Raw genomic sequence first — 15,749 nt, forward strand, 5'->3', positions numbered from 1 at the left:
ACGCCCGAGGCGCGGCGGGTAATCTGAACTCATGTTCTTCGGGCTCACCATCGAGAAGCTTCTGCTGATCGGTGTGATCGCCGCGCTCATCATCGGACCCGAGCGGTTGCCCAAGTACGCCGAGTCTCTCGCGCGACTGAGCAAGCGGGCGCGCGAGGCGATGCAGGGTGCGAAGACGCGCATGCGCGACGAGATGGGCCCCGACTTCGACGACGTCGACTGGCGCAAGCTCGACCCGCGGCAGTACGACCCCCGGCGCATCATCCGCGAGGCGCTTCTCGAGGACACCCCGACGGCGACGATGCGCGCGGCCGGGGCTGCGGCGCTGGCGACCCAGGCGGCATCCGACAAGCCAGCCGTCCCGCCGATCTTCGTCCCCGGCAAGACTCCGCCGTTCGACGACGAAGCCACCTGAGTCTCAGCCGAGATTCAGCGGCAGTGGGCGCCCCGACAGCCCCCGCGGCCGCACCGCGAGAGCGGCGGCCGCGGCGTCGATGGCGATCGATGCGGGGTCTTCGGGCCGGCCGACCACGACGGGGCGTCCATCGTCGCCCCCGGTCCGCAGGGCGGGGCTGAGGGGCACGGATGCCAACAGCGGCACGTCGTCGCCCTCGCTCGAGAGCGCACGGGCGACCGCTTCACCGCCGCCCGAACCGAACAGGTCGAGCAGTGTCCCGTCGGGCAGGGCCATCGCGGCCATGTTCTCGATGACGCCGATGGGCTTCTGGCCCGTCTGGCGCGCCACGACACCGGAGCGCACCGCGACGTCGGCGGCAGCTGCCTGGGGAGTCGTCACGACCAGCACGTCCGCGTGCGGGAGGAGCTGCCCGACCGAGATCGCGACGTCGCCGGTGCCGGGGGGCATGTCGATCAGGAGAACGTCGAGATCGCCGAAGTACACGTCCGTCAGGAACTGCTGGACCGTGCGGTGGAGCATCGGACCGCGCCACGCGACCGCGCCGGCGGCTTCCTCGCCCGGACGGCGCAGGAACATCCCGATCGAGATCACCTTCACGCCGTAGGCCACCGGAGGGAGGATCAGGTCGTCGAGCCGGGTCGGCGCCGGAGGCAGCCCGTCGGCGTCGACGAGGCCGAGGAGACCCGGAATGGAGAAGCCGTGGACATCGGCATCCACGAGTCCGACCCGGAGTCCCCGCGCCGCGAGGGCGACGGCGAGATTGGCGGTGAGTGTCGACTTGCCCACGCCGCCCTTGCCGCTGGTCACGGCGATGACCCGCGTGAGCGAGTCGGGTCCGAACGGCATCTCGCGCTTCGCGCGACCGCCCCGGAGACGCTCGGTGAGAGCACGCCGTTCGTCGGGCGACATGACGCCGACGGCCACGTCGACCCGGGACACCCCTTCCACGGATGCCGCGGCGTCGCGGACGTCTCTCTCGATCCGATCCGCGGCGGGGCACCCGACGATCGTCAGGGCGATTCCGACCTCCGCGACGCCGTCGACGACCGTGATGTCGCGCACCATGTCGAGTTCGCCCAGCGGGCGGCGCAGCTCCGGGTCGGTGACCGCGGCGACGGCGGTGCGCACGCGGTCGGCGACCGCCGCACTCACGGGGTGGCCGTCTTCGGTTCGACGCTGTCGTTGTCCTCGAGGCGCTCGAGCGCGGCCTTCAGCTCGGCGCGCAGACTTTCCTTCGTGATCACCTCGTCAGTGAGGTCCCGCACCGCCATCCGCAGAGCGACGATCTCGCGGGCGAGGTACTCGGTGTCGGCGAGGTTGCGCTCGGCACGCTGGCGGTCCTGCTCGATCTGCACGCGGTCGCGGTCGTCCTGCCGGTTCTGCGCGAGCAGGATCAGCGGTGCAGCGTACGACGCTTGCAGCGAGAGCACGAGGGTCAGAGCGGTAAAGCCGATGTCGGCGGAGTCGAAGCGCCAGTCGTCCGGTGCGAGCGAGTTCCAGCCCATCCACAGCACGCAGAAGAGCGTGAGCGAGAGGAGGAAGGTCGGCGTGCCCATCGCGCGGGCGACCCACTCTGTGAACCGCCCGAATCGATCGCGGGAGGGCTGCGGGGTCCGCGGCGCCAGCATCCCGGTGCGCCCGCGTGGGGCGTCGAGGGCGGTCTGTCGTTGTGCACGTGCCATCAGCGCCTCCTCGGGGTCTGCGTGGGGATCTGGGGGATGCTCGCGGTCGCGAGCGGTCTGATCGTGGTCTTGGGTTTCGGATCGTCGCTGTCGTGCGTGCGCCAGTCGTCGGGAAGCAGGTAGTCGAGCACGTCGTCGATGCTCACGCAGCCGACGAGGCGGTGGGCCTGGTCGACCACGGGCAGCGACACGAGGTTGTAGCTCGCGAGAAGACGGGCGACCTCGGCCGCCGAGGCATCCGCGGGCACAGGCTCGAGCGTGTCGTCGATGATCGCGCCGAGCCGCTCGTGCGGCGGGTAGCGCAGCATGCGCTGGAAGTGCACCGTCCCGAGCAGACGGCCCGTGGGCGTCTCGTACGGGGGGAGCGTGATGAACACGGATGCCGCGAGCGCAGGGTGCAGCTCGTGCCGCCGGATGAGCGCGAGCGCCTCGGCCACGGTCGCGTCCGCGGACAGCACGATGGGCTCGGGCGTCATCAGACCACCGGCGGTGTCCGGACCGTACTGCAGGAGGGCGCGGACGTCGTCGGCCTCCTCCGGCTCCATGAGTTCGAGGAGCTGCTCCGAACGCGACTCGGGAAGCTGACCCAGGAGGTCGGCCGCGTCGTCGGGCTCCATGGCATCCAGGATGTCGGCGGCGCGCTCGTCGCCCAGCTGCTCGAGGATGTGGACCTGCTCGTCTTCGGGCATCTCCTCGAGGGCGTCGGCGAGGCGGTCGTCGCTGAGTTCTTCGGCGACCTCGATGAGACGTTCCTCGGGGAGATCGAGGAGCGTGTTCGCGAGGTCGGCGGGCTTGAGGTCGGAGTACGTCGCCACCAGCTGCTCGGCCGACTGCGCCTGCCCGGGGGTCTGCTGCTCGCGGACCTCGCTCCAGGCCGCGAACGTGGTCGCACCCTTGGCGAACGGGGAGGCGCTCGTGCGGGGACGGCGCAGGAACAGCTGCCCGACGTCCCACTCGCCCAGGCGGTTGCGTTCGATCGCGACGTCTTCGATGACGGCGTCGCCGGAGCCGTCGACGAGGTGCACTCGGCGTCCGAGCATCTCGGCCATCACCCGCACCTCACCGCCGCGCTGCTGGAACCGGCGCACGTTGATGAGGCCGGTCGTGATGACCTGCCCGGATTGGATGGAGGTGACGCGTCCGATCGACACGAAGACATGTCGACGGCCGGGGATCTCGACGACGAGGCCCACGACGCGCGGCGCGGCCGACGCGCGGTAGATCACCACGACGTCACGCACCTTCCCGAGGCGGTCGCCCGCGGGATCGAACACCGTGCAGCCCGCCAAGCGGGCGACGAAAACCCTTTGCGTGCTCACCGTCCCAGCGTAGTCCGCGAAGCCTCGGGGGCACCCATCGCGCCCACAGGGCCGCGTGACAAGATGGGGAAATGAGCATGTTCGCGGGACCGATGGGCGCGGGTCGGGACGAGGTCGGCGAAAAAGTCGCGTCGTTCCCGACGTACGAGAAGGCGCAGAAGGCCGTGTCCTCGCTCATCGCGGGCGAGGTTCCCGCGCGCGACATCGCGATCGTGGGAAGCGGACTCCGCTCGATCGAGCGCATCACCGGTCGGCTCGGCTACGCCACGGCGGCCCGCTCGGGCGCGCTCAACGGTCTGATGCTCGGTCTCTTGTTCGCGTTCATCTTCGTGCTGGGTACGCCCACGGTGCAGATCTCCGCGTTCCTCGGTGTGCTGCTGGTCGGTATGGCGCTCGGCATGCTCCTCAGCCTCGGCACGTACGCGATCGTGCGCAGGCGTCGAGACTTCGCCTCCGTCATGCAGGTGACCGCCGACCACTACGACGTCTGCGTGGCGGCGGGGAGCGTCGCGAAGGCGCGGGGTGTGCTCGGGCCCGTGGGCGCCTCCCGAACGGTCGTGGCCCGCCCGGACACGGCGGAAGCGGCTCCGCCGCTGTACGGCGAGCGCGTGCAGAACCCGGGCGCGTCGTCGCCGACGGTTCCCCCGCGTCCGCCGGTTCCGTCGCGTCCGGCCGACGACGAGCCGCCCCGGTACGGCGAGCGGGTCGCCCCGCGGCCCACCCCGCCTGTCGAGACGCCGGAGCCGACGCACCCTGACGCGCCGGCGTCGTCGCCCCGGTCGGACGAGCCGGACGCGTCGCGCGACGAGCGGTGAGCGCGCGCGACGTCCGCATCCCCGTCGCGTTGCCGACGGGTGAGGCGGAGGTCTCCGGTCTCTGGGCGGAGGTCGCCGACGCTCGGGCGACGGTCGCGCTGGCGCACGGTGCCGGTGCGGGAATGGACCATCCGTTCCTCGAGGGCCTCGCGTCGGCGCTCGCCGGCGACGGCTTCTCGGTTCTGCGCTTCGTGTTCCCCTACGTGGAGGCCGGTCGACGGATGCCGGGCCCCGCCGCCCATGCCGTCGCCACCTGGGCGGGTGTGCAGGCGTGGCTCGGCGGGCAGGGGATCGGATCGTTCGTCGCCGCGGGGAAGTCGTACGGCGGACGGATGGCCTCGGTCGCCGCCGCGGAGGGCGCGTTGTCACCCCGCGCGCTCGTCTACCTGGGGTATCCGCTCCACCCGCCGGGGCGTCCCGACAAGCCTCGCGCCGATCACCTCCCCGCGATCACCGTGCCGCAGTTGTTCGTCGAGGGGCAGAACGATCCTTTCATCGCACCCCGCGAGCAGTTCGACGCCGTCGTCGCAACGTGCCTCGACTCGCGCGTGCAGTGGGTCGAGGGGGCCAACCACTCGTTCGAGGTCAAGGGCGCGCGTCGGCCCGCCGAGGAGATCGGCGCCGGGCTGGCCGGGGTCGTGGGGGAGTTCGTGGCGGGGGTGGTGGAGAGCTAGTTCGTCGGCTCCGGCACGCCACAGCGCGAGATCGCGAGCAACTCGACGGCCTTCCGGTCACCGGGGAGCGATTCTTCGACCGTTATGGTCACCTGCGGCGACTCCCGAACGAGGCGGGTCTGAGCGAAACTGAGAGGCAGGCCGAGCGCCGCCTCGGTCCATCCTTCTCCTAGCACCGACGGCATGCCCAGGACGAATGCCTCCACATCGAAGTCTTCGCTGACGAAGACCTTCCACTGCCCGGTGTAGAACTCGCCTGGCTGATTTCCAAGAGCGAGGTCGTCGTCGCACGGATAGGGCTTGAATTCAGCGGTCTTCGATATCTCCTTGGGATCTGGAACCAGGTCGGCGACCTGCTGAAGAACCTCTAGCGTTTCGGCTCTCACCTGGCTGTATGGCGGCAGATCAGGCACGCTGCATCCTGCCAAGACGAGGACGATTGCCCCAAGAGCAGCCAGCATTCGAGTCGGCTTCATTGGGCTCTTCCCTTCTCTTCGAGGATGGAACGTACTGCGTCCATCACGGGACCGTTGGTGTCGACGTCGCTGCTCATCAGCGCCGTGTGGTGCTCCACGCTGTCCTGCACGATGCCGACGAACGCGCCCGGGTTCTGCGTGTACGCGTATTGGGCGAGCAGCCCGACGTCGGGTCCGGGCAGGCCGGAGTCGACGATGTGCACACCCGGGATCGTCTCCGGTGCGACGGTGAACCCGAGGGGCCCCAGCCCGACGCCCGCGTAGTACCGGTTGATGTCGTCGAGCGCTTGGGTGGCGAAGTACTGGGTGCCGGGATGAGGCTCGTACGGCCCGATGGCACCGACGCTCGCGGCGAGGAAACGCGCGTCCACTGTCCCGCCGTGCTTCTCGGCCTCGCTACCCACCCCGCCGCCGTAGGAGTGCTCGTAGCTCATCGTCCACAGGTCGGGGTGGGCGGCATCCACGCCCTGGATGAAGCGCGCGTACTCTTCACCGCGCGCCTCCGCGAATCGATTCCACTCCGGACCGGCCGTGAGGAGGTCGGCGAGTTGCGGCATCGGTCCGGTGAGGACGGTGAAGGCGACCACCGAGCCGCCGCCGGACCCCACCTGCCAGTCTGCGAAATCCGTGACGGGGCGATCGGACATGAACGCGTCCGCTTTCGAGTTCGTCCCGGGAACGACGAAGAGGGCGGCTCTCGCCGTGGACGGGTCGCCCGCCATCTCGATCAAGGAGCCGTGCTCCGGATCCCACGCGTACAACTGCTTCGTCCCGTTCGTGACGGCATCGAAGTAAGCGATCTCGCGGTCGAGGCGTGCGCGTTCCGCCCGGCGATCCAGGACCTCGAGCGCGTTAGGTCGGGAGCGCGGGGCCCGTCGCGACTCGAGAGCCTGTCGTCGCGTGCGCAACTCGCGCAGATACGCGCTCGCGCGACCACGGTTGACCACGACGCGGTCGGCGATCGGCAGTCCGTCGAGGTTGCCGACCAGCGAGGGCGCTGTCGTCGCGAGAGCGTCGGCGGTCCGTCGATCGAGGCGGGACCACCACTCGGCGACCGCGGCGGGATCGGTGCCGCGGATGATGCCCGCCCATTCGGGGTGCTCGGCGAGCACTCGTGCGGGATCGCGTTCCGCGGACAGCCGTTCGAGCAGAGCGAGGCCCGCCGCGTCGGAGAAGGAGCCCACGGGCCCCGACGCCGCGGGACCACTCCATGCCGCGAGCGATGTCCAGGCGACGTCCGGTATCGCCCGCAGGGCGGACGCGCAGCGTCGGCTTGCGTCGTCGTACGCCTCGTCGAGATCCGCGGCTTCGCGAGCGAGGCCGCTCGCCCACTCATCTCGGCGGCGATCGTTCAGCACCGCGGCCGGTCCGTCGACGCTCTCGTCCCAGAGATCCGCCGGGGGACCGGCATCCCGTCGGTCGGCGAGCAGGGTGCGACGGCGCGCGAGGTCGTCGATCTCGTCCGCGAACCGCTCCAGCGCACGACATGCGGCGATGAGACCGTCGCTGATCTCCGCGGCTGCCGGACGCGTCGTGGCGAGCGAGGCGTGCAGGAGGTCGGCTTCCGGGGCGCGGTAGGCCTCGGGGAGGAGGCTCCAGGCGAAGAGCGCCTGCGTGACCAGGAGTTCGTACCGCTCCGACGTCGTGCGCAGACGAGCCGCGTTCTCGCGCAGGCGTTCCGGCTCCGCCGGAGGATCGGGGAGCGCGATCGCGATGCTCACAGACGTCTCCGTCCGAACACGATCGGGTCGAACGGATTCGTCACGGCGGCGGCGCGGGATGCTGCGACCTCGGCCGTCGCGGCCATCTCCTCATCCGCGATGAGGTAGGCGAGCACGACGGTCTGGAGGGCCGAGAGCACGGCTCGGCCGCGCGCGACGATGCGGTGCGCCAGATCGATGCGCCCGGCGGTCAGCTCGACGAGGGCGCCGTGGGCGGGCAGTGCGCGTACGAGTCCGAGGGCCGTGGCATCCGCGGCCCTCCGCAGCCCGCGGGCGGCCTCGTCCAGCTCGTCGAACGAGCGTCGCATGCGCTCGCCGAGACCGATCAGCTGCGGGGGATCCACCGAGTACGACATGCGCGGGATCGTAGGCAAACGCGCACCGGCGTGTTTTCACCCTGTGGAGAACCTCGTCACCGGCCGGCGGCGTACCCCTGCATCCCGCGCGGGTTCGCGGCAGCCCACAGCAGTCCCGAGGCATCCCGCCCGACCGCGCTCACTCGCCCGAGTGCCCAGGGGCCTGCCCGACGGACGGCATGTCCCCGGCGTTCGAGCTCCTCGACGACGGCGTCTCCGATGCGGTCTTCCACCACAGCACCCGAGGGCGTCCACGTGCGCGGCCAGAACGAATCGAGCACCGCGGTCGTGTGCAGCGAGGGGGCGTCGATCGCCTGCTGCGGCTCGTATCCCCCGATGAGCATGCGGAGGAGGACGGGCAGTTGCCACGCGTCCTGCTGGTCGCCGCCGGGCGACCCCATCGCGATGACCTCCTCGCCGCGGGTCAGCATCGTCGGGGTGAGCGTGGTGCGGGGCCGCCGACCCGGGAGGAGGGATGCCGGGTGCCCGGTCATCACCCACGTGGCCTGCAGGCGCGTCCCGAGGCAGAATCCCAGGTCGGGTACCGCCGGGGAGGACTGCAGCCATCCGCCCGAGGGCGTCGCGGACACGACGTTGCCCCAACGGTCGACCACGTCGAGGTGGCAGGTGTCGCCGCGGGTCTGCCCGCTCCGATCCACCGTCGGCTCGCCGGTCCCGGCGCTCGTGACTCCGGCATCCGTCCGGAGCGGCGGCAGGACGGGCGGGCGACCGTCCGGAGAACCGGGGCGAAGGGCGGGGCTGGCGGCGTCGTCGATCAGTGCGGCGCGTTCGGCGAGATACTCGTCGGCGAGCAGGGCGTCGACGTCGGCAGCGACATCGGCATCGCCGAACCACGCGTCGCGGTCGGCGTACGCGAGCTTCTGCACCTCGAGGAGGGTGTGGGCACCGGCCGCCGTCGACGGGTCGAGGAGCTCGTCGTCGAGCGGGTCGAGCATCCGCAGCGTCTGCAGAAGGGCGGGACCCTGGGTCCACACGCCGGCCTTGAAGACCCGCCATCCGCGGAACGTCGCCGAGACCGCCGGCTCGAACGACGCGCTCCACCCCGCGAGATCGGCGTCGTCGAGCACACCGGGATGATCGCCGCCATCCGAGTGCCGGTGGGGGAGGCGCGCGAACGCGGCGGCCCGCGGCAGCACTGTCGTCATCCACTCGCGTCGGGCCGCGTCGATCCGAGCCTCCCGACCGTCGGCAGGAGATCCCGTCGCGACGAGACCTTCCAGCACGCCGGCGTACGCCGGGTTGCGGACGATCGTGTTCGGCGCGGGCGCCGCGCCGGTCGGCATCCACAGGTCGGCCGAGGTCGTCCAGTGGTCGCGGAACAGGTCGGCTACCCGGCCGATCGTCAGGGCGGCGCCGGCGACGAGCGGGTGCCCGTCGCGCGCGTAGCCGATCGCGTAGTCGAGCACGTCGGCGAGGTCCCACGTGCCGTGATCGCGCAGGAGCAGCAGCCACGCGTCGACGGCGCCGGGCACTGCGGCCGCGAGCCCGCCCGCGCCGGGCACGAGGTCGAGGCCGCGCGCACGGAACGCCTCCACGGACGCGCCGGCCGGTGCGGGGCCCTGTCCCATCAGCACGAGCGGTTCGTCGCTGCCGGCGGGCCGCACGATCGCGACGAGGTCGCCGCCGGGACCGTTGAGGTGCGGCTCGACGACGTGCAGCACGAAGGCCGCCGCCACGGCCGCGTCGAACGCGTTGCCGCCCCGCTCCAGGACGGATTGCGCGGTGGCCGTGGCCGTCCAGTGCGTGGATGCCGACATGCCGAAGGATCCGCGCAGCGTCGGCCGCGTCGCGAACGACGCGGGTGGGGTGAACGTCATCGCGCGAGCCGCGCGATCCACTCCTCGACCTCGTCCGCGGTCCGCGGAATCTCCGCGGACAGGTTCACCGGGCCGTCGGCGGTCATGACGATGTCGTCCTCGATGCGCACCCCGATCCCGCGGTACTCCTCGGGAACGGTGAGATCGTCGATCTGGAAGTACAGGCCCGGCTCGATCGTGAAGACCATGCCGGGCTCGAGCAGGCCGTCGTAGTACATCTCGCGACGTGCCTGTGCGCAGTCGTGCACATCGATGCCGAGGTGGTGGCTCGTGCCGTGGACCATGTACCGCCGGTGCTGGCCGCCCTGATCGGCATCCAGCGCTTCTTCCGCCGTCACGGGGAGCAGGCCCCACTCGGCGACGCGGGCGGCGATGATCTCCATCGCCGCTTCGTGCACGCGTCGGAACGGCACGCCCGGACGCGCCGCGGCGAAGGCGGCATCCGCGGCCTCACGGACGGCCTCGTAGACGCGGCGCTGCACCTCGGTGAAGCGCCCCGAGACGGGGAGCGTGCGCGTGATGTCGGCGGTGTACAGGCTGTCGACCTCGACACCGGCGTCGATGAGGATGAGGTCGCCCGGCACGACGGCCCCGTCGTTACGGGTCCAGTGCAGGTAGCAGGCGTGGGGGCCCGACGCGGCGATCGTGTCGTACCCCACGGCGTTGCCGTCGGCGCGCGCACGGCGGTGGAAGACGCCCTCGACGACGCGCTCGCCCCGCGGGTGCTCGACGATGTGGGGCAGCTCGGCGATGATGTCGTCGAATCCGGATGCCGTGACCTCGACGGCCAGCGCCATCTGGGCGAGCTCGTACTCGTCTTTCACCAGACGCAGCTCGGAGACGAAACGCGTGAGCTCGTCATCGGCGCCGACGACGCGGTCGTCATCCGTCGCGACGAAGCCGTCGACGTGGGCGGTCGCCAGTCCCAGATCGGCGGCGACGCCGGCGAGAGCGGGGCGCGGACCGATCCAGAACTCGCCGATCGTGGCGTCGGCGTAGAACTCGGGCGTCGTCCGGTCGGCGCGCTCGCGGAAGTACAGCACGGCGTCGTGCCCGCCGACACGCGGCTCGAACACGAGCACCGAGTCGGGCTCGGCATCCGCAGCCCATCCGGTGAGGTGCGCGAAGGCGGAGTGGGCGCGGAACGGGTAGTCGGTGTCGTTGCTGCGCTGCTTGAGCGATCCCGCGGGCACCACGAGACGCTCGCCCGGGAACGCCGCCGACACCCGATCGCGGCGACGTGCCGCCCACGCGGCCTGCTCGCGCGGTGCCGGGAGGGTGTCGGGGCGCTCCGCCCACCCGGTGGAGATGGTGTCGAGGAATCCGCGCGGGAAGGGTGCCTTGCGGTTCGTCGTGGTCTCGACGGGCTTCTGCGGAGCGGAGGCGATCGTGTCGCGGTCGGCGGGGGAGTCCATCACCCCAGTCTCGCACCGCCGGCGCGCGAGCGCACGGTCAGCCCGACGTACGCTCCAACTGCACGACGATGGGCCGGTGGTCGCTGCCCGAGCCGTCGAGCGTCCGCATCACGACGGAGCCCGTGACCGTCCAGTCGGGGGTGGCCATGACGTGATCGATGGGGGCGCCCAGCAGGGCCGGGAAGTCCGTCGGCCACGTGCCGATCCCGCCGTTGCCGCTCTCCGACGCGGCGTCGCGGCACCGTCCCAGGGTGCCGCCCTCGACGCCCAGGCCCGTCATGTGGTCGAGCGTGGCGTTGAAGTCCCCGGCGAGGATGACGTTGTCGGTCGCGCACTGGTCGGCGAGCCACTGCAGGTCCGAGCGCCACTGCGTCATGTACTCCTGGCGCGGCGCGACCGCGTGGGCGGCCACGATGATCGGGCCGTTGCCGGACACCGGCATCGCGACGGCGCTCGGCACCGTGGAGGTGTTGCTCGATCCGTCCAGCGAGGACTCGATGACGCTGTAGTCGCCGAGCTCGGGCCGGATCAGCACGGTGGTGGAGGTGGCATCCCATCCGGTGATGCCGTACTCGCCGTACTCGGCGTGGTGCGCCCACATCGGCTGCCCCATGTCGCGCATCAGCTCGGCGACCCGGGTGCCGGTCTCGATCGTCGTCTCGGGAAGGGTCACGACGTCGGCTTTCATGCCCACGGCGAACTGCGCGATCGACTCGGCCGAGGTGGCGGAACCCGCGGTGTTCCAGGTCATCACGCGCAGACTCGTGTCGGTCTTCTCCGGCAGACCGTCGGTGCCGGTGCCGCGCTGCAGCACCATCGCGCCGTTCACACCGGCCGCGGCGACGAAGATCACCGTCAGGGTGAGCGCCAATGCCCGCAGCGGCCGGATGAGGGCGAACAGCAGCGCCAGGGCGGCCGCCGCGGCGAACCCGGCGGCGAGCGGAACGCGGAACGAGATGATCTGCGCGAGCGGGAACGTCCGCTCGATGCCGAACAGGGTCGGCCAGGTCAGCGCCGTGGCCGCCGCAGCGCACACGAGCGCGAACACGATTCCGAACAGCCGACGCACGCACTCGACCGTAGGCGAGGCGCCTGGGAGATCCACGGATGCCGCCTCTCCGACGGCTCCACGCCGGCCGCGGTCGCTCGAGCTCGGGCGGTACGCTCGACGGGTGGAGCGAGACCGACGATTCGAAGGACCCAGTGACCTTCACCTCCACTCGACGCACTCCGACGGCACCGAGTCGCCCTCCCTCGTCATGGCAGCGGCCCACCGGCACGGGCTGCGGACCGTGGCCCTCACCGACCACGACACCACCTCGGGGTGGGCCGAGGCGGCCGAGGCCGCGTCGTCGCTCGGGATGACGTTCCTCCCCGGCATGGAACTGTCGGCCCAGCACGAATGGCGCAGCGTCCACCTGCTGGCCTACCTGGTGGATCCCGACGACGAGGACCTGCGCGCCATGACCGACCGGATCCGGTCGTCGCGGCTGGACCGCGCACAGATCATGGCCGAGCGTATCTCGCGCGACTTCGACATCGACTGGGACGACATCGTCGCCCAGACCGAGGACGGCGCCACGGTCGGGCGCCCGCACATCGCCGATGCGCTGATCGCGCGGGGGATCGTCGCCGATCGCACCGAGGCGTTCGCGAGCATCCTGCACCCCCGGAACGAGTACTACGTCTCGCTCTACGCCCCCGATCCCGTCACCGCGGTCGAGCTGGTGGTCGGCGCCGGAGGCGTGCCGATCGTCGCCCATCCCGCCGGCCGCGCGCTCCTTCCGCGTCGGGTCCTCGAGGCGATGCTCGCCGCGGGCCTCGCCGGTTTCGAGCTGCGCCATCGTGAGAACCTTCCGGATGCCACGGCCGCCCTCGCGCGGCTCGCCGACGAGCGCGACCTGATCGTCACCGGTTCCAGCGACTACCACGGACTCGGCAAACCCAATCTGCCGGGCGAGAACACGACCGACGACGACATGGTGGCGCGCCTGATCGCGGCCGGGACCGGCTCGGCACCCGTCTTCCCCTGAACGCGGCGGCGCCGCCCCTCCGAGGAGGAACGGCGCCGTGCGTGCGTGGTCGGGTCAGGCGACCGGAGCGGTCGTGCCGCCCCCGGATCCGCTGCTGCGACGGCGGCGCCGACGGCGCGGAGCCGCGTTGCCGTCGTGGTGCTCGCTGCCGCCTCCGTCGTGCGTCCCCGCACCCTCGGCGCGGGGCGTCGCGGACTCGGTGCCGTGCTCACCGGTGCCGGAACCGCCGCGACGACGGCGGCGGCGGCGCGAGGCGCCTTCGCCGGTGGCATCCGTTCCCTCGGCGGTGTCGGTCTTCTCGACCTTTGGCGCCTGCGCTGCCTTGGGTGCGGTGACGAGCCGGCCCTTGGTGCCCTCGGGGATGTTCAGGTCGGTGTACAGGTGCGGGCTCGACGAGTAGGTCTCGAGCGGCTCGGGCTGGCCGAACTCGAGGGCGCGGTTGATGAGGGCCCACTTGTGCAGGTCGTCCCAGTCGACGAAGGTCACGGCGATGCCGGTCTTGCCGGCGCGACCCGTGCGACCGGCGCGGTGCAGGTAGGTCTTCTCGTCGTCGGGGATCGTGTGGTTGATCACGTGGGTGACGTCGTTCACGTCGATCCCGCGCGCGGCGACGTCGGTGGCGATGAGCACGTCCCGCTTGCCGGCCTTGAAGGCGGCCATGGAGCGTTCACGCGCCTCCTGGCTCATGTCGCCGTGCACGGCCGCGGCGTTGAAGCCGCGGTCGTTGAGCTCGTCGACGAGCTTCTGGGCGGCCCGCTTGGTACGGGTGAAGATCACGGCCTTCTCGCGTCCCTCGGACTGGAGGATGCGGGCGATGACCTCATCCTTGTCGAGCGAGTGCGCGCGGTAGACGAGGTGCTTGATGTTGGCCTGGGTGAGGCCCTCGTCGGGGTCGTTGGCGCGCATGTGGATCGGGTTCGACATGAAACGGCGGGCGAGCGCCACGATCGGCCCCGGCATGGTGGCCGAGAACAACTGCGTGTGGCGGACGGCGGGGACCTTCTGGAAGATCTTCTCGATGTCGGCGAGGAAGCCCAGATCGAGCATCTTGTCGGCCTCGTCGAGCACGACCTCGATCGCGCCCGACAGGTCGAGCAGGCGCTGGTTGTTCAGGTCGATCAGGCGACCGGGCGTACCGACGACGATCTGCGCACCGGCCTTGAGCTGGTCGATCTGCCCCTCGTACGCCTTGCCGCCGTAGATCGCGACCACGCTGGTCGCGCGGTTCTGCGTCAGCATGTCCATGTCCTCGTAGACCTGGACGGCGAGTTCGCGGGTGGGCACCACGATGAGCGCCTTCACGCCGGGCTCGGGGTTCAGCCCGAGACGCTGGACCACGGGGATGCCGAAGCCGAACGTCTTTCCCGTTCCGGTCTTGGCCTGGCCGATGATGTCCTGGCCCGGGAGGCCGAGGGGGATGGTCTGTTCCTGGATCGGGAAGGCATCCACGATGCCCTTGGATGCCAGGGCATCGACGATGTCCTGATCGACGCCGAGCTCGGCGAAAGTCGTCATGAGCGTGCCTGTTCCGGCGGTGAGAGACCGCCTGGGGAGTCGGATCCACGCCCTCCACTCGTCCACAGGCGCGGGGCCCCGATCCATCGCCGGGGCGAGTCCACTCTACCCGCCGCGTGTTTCGGGGGTCCGACGCCTAGGCTGTACAGCGTGTTCGAGTGGTTCCGTCGTCGTCGACCGGTCGGTCGCACGCTCCAGCTGCGGTCGCGCGGAGACCTCGGCGACGCGATGCGCGTCGACTTCGCCGAGCTCGCTCCCGAGATCGACACCTTCCTCGGTCAGGCCGCCTACCTGCAGCTCGGCTTCTTCGAGACGCTGAGCGAGCTGATCGCCTCCACTCCCGAGCTCGCCGAGAAGGAGTCGCTCTCGCGGGCGGCCGGCGCGGCGCTCATCAAGCACCAGGAGATCGTCGCGCTCATCCGCGAACGGGGCGCCGACCCCACGCAGCTCATGCTGCCCTTCCGCGAGTCGCTGGATGCGTTCCGGCGCAACACGCACGGCGTGCGTCCGCAGGAGACGATGCTGTCGGTCCACATCACCGCGGGCATGCTGGACGACTTCTACCTCGCACTGTCCTCGAGCTACGGCGACACCGGCCGCCGCGTGGCACGCATCCTGCAGGCCGACGACGATCGCCAGGCCATCGTCGAGATCCTCGGCGCGACGATCGCCAGCGACGAGGAGTGGCGCTGGTTGCTCGCGCTGTGGGGGAGGCGCCTGGTCGGCGACACCCTGCTCGTCGCCCGCGCGGCTCTGGCCCACCCCCGGTTGGACAGCGCCGAGGAGGCGAAGGTCGAGCCGGTGTTCACCGAACTCATGGGCGCTCACGCCCGGCGAATGGATGCCATGGGCCTCGCCGCCTGAGGACGTCGCCTCGTGGGGCGGCGCCGCGGCCGTCGGACCCCGCGGGGCTCCTCGAGAAGCCGGGGTCAGATGCCGCTGCGCGCCCGGAGCTCGGCGTCCGCCTGTCGGCGTACTCGCGAGACGGCCGGGATGAGGACGAGAGTCGTGACCGCGGGCGCGAGGATCGAGACGACCCACGGGACGGGGGAGTCGGACCCGATGCCCGCCCACGTGAGAATCGTCCACGAAACGCCCGCGGCTGCCGCGCCCGCGAACGGGGACAGGACGACTCCGCGCAACTCCCGGTGAGGCAGCAGGAAGTGCGCGGCGAGACCGACGACCGCGCCGAAGATCAGCGCGAGGAGGATCTGCACGGCCGGTGGCTCAGGCGACGAACCCGACCCGGCGGGCTTCCTCGGTGCCGAGCTCGACGAACGCGAGGTTCGCGGTCGGAACGATGTAGGAGTTGCCCTTCACGTCGGTGAAGGTGACGTGGGTGGCGGACTGGTCGAGCGCCGCGGCGATCGACGACTTCACGGCATCCGAGGACTCACCGGTCTCGAAGTTCAGCTCGCGGCCGGTGTTGGTGATGCCGATGCGGATCTCCACGGTGCTCCCTTTCCGCCCGGGCAACTCGGTCCGCC

Annotated in this window: 17 protein-coding genes; 5 read left to right on the forward strand and 12 right to left on the reverse strand. The window is 71.0% G+C overall.

The features are described from left to right. Positions 1 to 31: 31 nt before the first annotated feature. The gene (locus QM517_RS02575; RefSeq protein WP_160897416.1) at positions 32 to 415 is read left to right on the forward strand and encodes a Sec-independent protein translocase TatB; all 384 of its coding nucleotides are present in this window, start codon (positions 32 to 34) and stop codon (positions 413 to 415) included. Positions 416 to 418: 3 nt separating this feature from the next. On the opposite strand, the gene QM517_RS02580 is transcribed toward QM517_RS02575, so the two are convergent. Genes QM517_RS02580 through QM517_RS02590 form a run of 3 tightly spaced genes read right to left on the reverse strand, consistent with a single transcriptional unit; the run spans position 419 to position 3,419 of the window. Further along, positions 419 to 1,570 (reverse strand): Mrp/NBP35 family ATP-binding protein, encoded by a 1,152-nt coding sequence (locus QM517_RS02580; protein ID WP_283284981.1) that lies wholly within the window; start codon positions 1,568 to 1,570, stop codon positions 419 to 421. Next, the gene (locus QM517_RS02585; RefSeq protein ID WP_283284983.1) at positions 1,567 to 2,100 is read right to left on the reverse strand and encodes a DUF1003 domain-containing protein; all 534 of its coding nucleotides are present in this window, start codon (positions 2,098 to 2,100) and stop codon (positions 1,567 to 1,569) included. The genes QM517_RS02580 and QM517_RS02585 overlap by 4 nt, the downstream gene beginning before the upstream one ends. Further along, positions 2,100 to 3,419, reverse strand: coding sequence for a magnesium transporter MgtE N-terminal domain-containing protein (locus QM517_RS02590; RefSeq protein WP_077051779.1), 1,320 nt, complete (start codon positions 3,417 to 3,419; stop codon positions 2,100 to 2,102). The genes QM517_RS02585 and QM517_RS02590 overlap by 1 nt, the downstream gene beginning before the upstream one ends. A gap of 71 nt (positions 3,420 to 3,490) precedes the next feature. Here QM517_RS02590 and QM517_RS02595 point away from each other — a divergent pair, with 71 nt between their 5' ends. Further along, positions 3,491 to 4,234 (forward strand): general stress protein, encoded by a 744-nt coding sequence (locus tag QM517_RS02595; protein WP_283284985.1) that lies wholly within the window; start codon positions 3,491 to 3,493, stop codon positions 4,232 to 4,234. Further along, positions 4,231 to 4,908: an alpha/beta hydrolase family protein gene (locus QM517_RS02600; protein WP_283284987.1), complete on the forward strand. Its 678-nt coding sequence runs from the start codon at positions 4,231 to 4,233 to the stop codon at positions 4,906 to 4,908. The genes QM517_RS02595 and QM517_RS02600 overlap by 4 nt, the downstream gene beginning before the upstream one ends. Here QM517_RS02600 and QM517_RS02605 read toward each other — a convergent pair. The 6 genes from QM517_RS02605 to QM517_RS02630 are packed head-to-tail and all read right to left on the reverse strand — an operon-like array spanning position 4,905 to position 11,783. Next, on the reverse strand, positions 4,905 to 5,321 hold the full coding sequence (locus QM517_RS02605) for a hypothetical protein (protein ID WP_283284989.1): 417 nt from the start codon (positions 5,319 to 5,321) through the stop codon (positions 4,905 to 4,907). The two genes, QM517_RS02600 and QM517_RS02605, sit on opposite strands and share 4 nt — an antisense overlap. Before the next feature lie 59 nt (positions 5,322 to 5,380). Then, positions 5,381 to 7,105 carry a hypothetical protein gene (locus QM517_RS02610; RefSeq protein ID WP_283284990.1) on the reverse strand — a complete coding sequence of 575 codons (1,725 nt, stop codon included), beginning with the start codon at positions 7,103 to 7,105 and terminating at the stop codon, positions 5,381 to 5,383. Continuing rightward, positions 7,102 to 7,461: a hypothetical protein gene (locus tag QM517_RS02615; RefSeq protein ID WP_283284991.1), complete on the reverse strand. Its 360-nt coding sequence runs from the start codon at positions 7,459 to 7,461 to the stop codon at positions 7,102 to 7,104. The genes QM517_RS02610 and QM517_RS02615 overlap by 4 nt, the downstream gene beginning before the upstream one ends. A 56-nt stretch (positions 7,462 to 7,517) precedes the next feature. Beyond that, positions 7,518 to 9,299, reverse strand: coding sequence for a gamma-glutamyltransferase family protein (locus QM517_RS02620; RefSeq protein WP_283284992.1), 1,782 nt, complete (start codon positions 9,297 to 9,299; stop codon positions 7,518 to 7,520). Continuing rightward, a complete protein-coding gene (locus QM517_RS02625) occupies positions 9,296 to 10,714 on the reverse strand; it encodes an aminopeptidase P family protein (protein ID WP_283284993.1) in 1,419 nt (472 codons plus the stop codon). Before QM517_RS02625 ends, QM517_RS02620 begins: the two co-directional genes overlap by 4 nt. A 37-nt stretch (positions 10,715 to 10,751) precedes the next feature. Next, positions 10,752 to 11,783 carry an endonuclease/exonuclease/phosphatase family protein gene (locus QM517_RS02630; RefSeq protein ID WP_077051773.1) on the reverse strand — a complete coding sequence of 344 codons (1,032 nt, stop codon included), beginning with the start codon at positions 11,781 to 11,783 and terminating at the stop codon, positions 10,752 to 10,754. 103 nt (positions 11,784 to 11,886) lie between these two features. Between QM517_RS02630 and QM517_RS02635 the strand changes: the two genes are divergently transcribed. Further along, positions 11,887 to 12,747 carry a PHP domain-containing protein gene (locus tag QM517_RS02635; protein WP_077051772.1) on the forward strand — a complete coding sequence of 287 codons (861 nt, stop codon included), beginning with the start codon at positions 11,887 to 11,889 and terminating at the stop codon, positions 12,745 to 12,747. Positions 12,748 to 12,801: 54 nt separating this feature from the next. On the opposite strand, the gene QM517_RS02640 is transcribed toward QM517_RS02635, so the two are convergent. Then, complete coding sequence (locus QM517_RS02640) at positions 12,802 to 14,262, reverse strand: DEAD/DEAH box helicase (RefSeq protein ID WP_077051771.1); 1,461 nt, start codon at positions 14,260 to 14,262, stop codon at positions 12,802 to 12,804. Positions 14,263 to 14,412: 150 nt separating this feature from the next. On the opposite strand from QM517_RS02640, the gene QM517_RS02645 reads away from it, so the two are divergent. Further along, positions 14,413 to 15,126 (forward strand): ferritin-like fold-containing protein, encoded by a 714-nt coding sequence (locus tag QM517_RS02645; RefSeq protein WP_077051770.1) that lies wholly within the window; start codon positions 14,413 to 14,415, stop codon positions 15,124 to 15,126. Positions 15,127 to 15,191: 65 nt separating this feature from the next. Here QM517_RS02645 and QM517_RS02650 read toward each other — a convergent pair whose 3' ends face one another. Further along, positions 15,192 to 15,479, reverse strand: coding sequence for a hypothetical protein (locus QM517_RS02650; RefSeq protein ID WP_283284998.1), 288 nt, complete (start codon positions 15,477 to 15,479; stop codon positions 15,192 to 15,194). 10 nt (positions 15,480 to 15,489) lie between these two features. After that, entirely contained in the window at positions 15,490 to 15,714 is a 225-nt protein-coding gene (locus tag QM517_RS02655) for a DUF3107 domain-containing protein (RefSeq protein WP_077051768.1), read from the reverse strand. Between the last annotated feature and the right edge of the window lie 35 nt (positions 15,715 to 15,749).

This window comes from Microbacterium sp. IEGM 1404 (assembly GCF_030056775.1).
Classification (GTDB): domain Bacteria; phylum Actinomycetota; class Actinomycetes; order Actinomycetales; family Microbacteriaceae; genus Microbacterium.

Bases quoted from the DNA above. Each gene is read 5' to 3' on its own strand.
- QM517_RS02575 (WP_160897416.1), top strand. From the start codon at position 32: ATGTTCTTCGGGCTCACCATCGAGAAGCTTCTGCTGATCGGTGTGATC.
- QM517_RS02585 (WP_283284983.1), bottom strand. From the start codon at position 2,100: ATGGCACGTGCACAACGACAGACCGCCCTCGACGCCCCACGCGGGCGC.
- QM517_RS02595 (WP_283284985.1), top strand. From the start codon at position 3,491: ATGAGCATGTTCGCGGGACCGATGGGCGCGGGTCGGGACGAGGTCGGC.
- QM517_RS02615 (WP_283284991.1), bottom strand. From the start codon at position 7,461: ATGTCGTACTCGGTGGATCCCCCGCAGCTGATCGGTCTCGGCGAGCGC.
- QM517_RS02620 (WP_283284992.1), bottom strand. From the start codon at position 9,299: ATGACGTTCACCCCACCCGCGTCGTTCGCGACGCGGCCGACGCTGCGC.
- QM517_RS02625 (WP_283284993.1), bottom strand. From the start codon at position 10,714: ATGGACTCCCCCGCCGACCGCGACACGATCGCCTCCGCTCCGCAGAAG.
- QM517_RS02640 (WP_077051771.1), bottom strand. From the start codon at position 14,262: ATGACGACTTTCGCCGAGCTCGGCGTCGATCAGGACATCGTCGATGCC.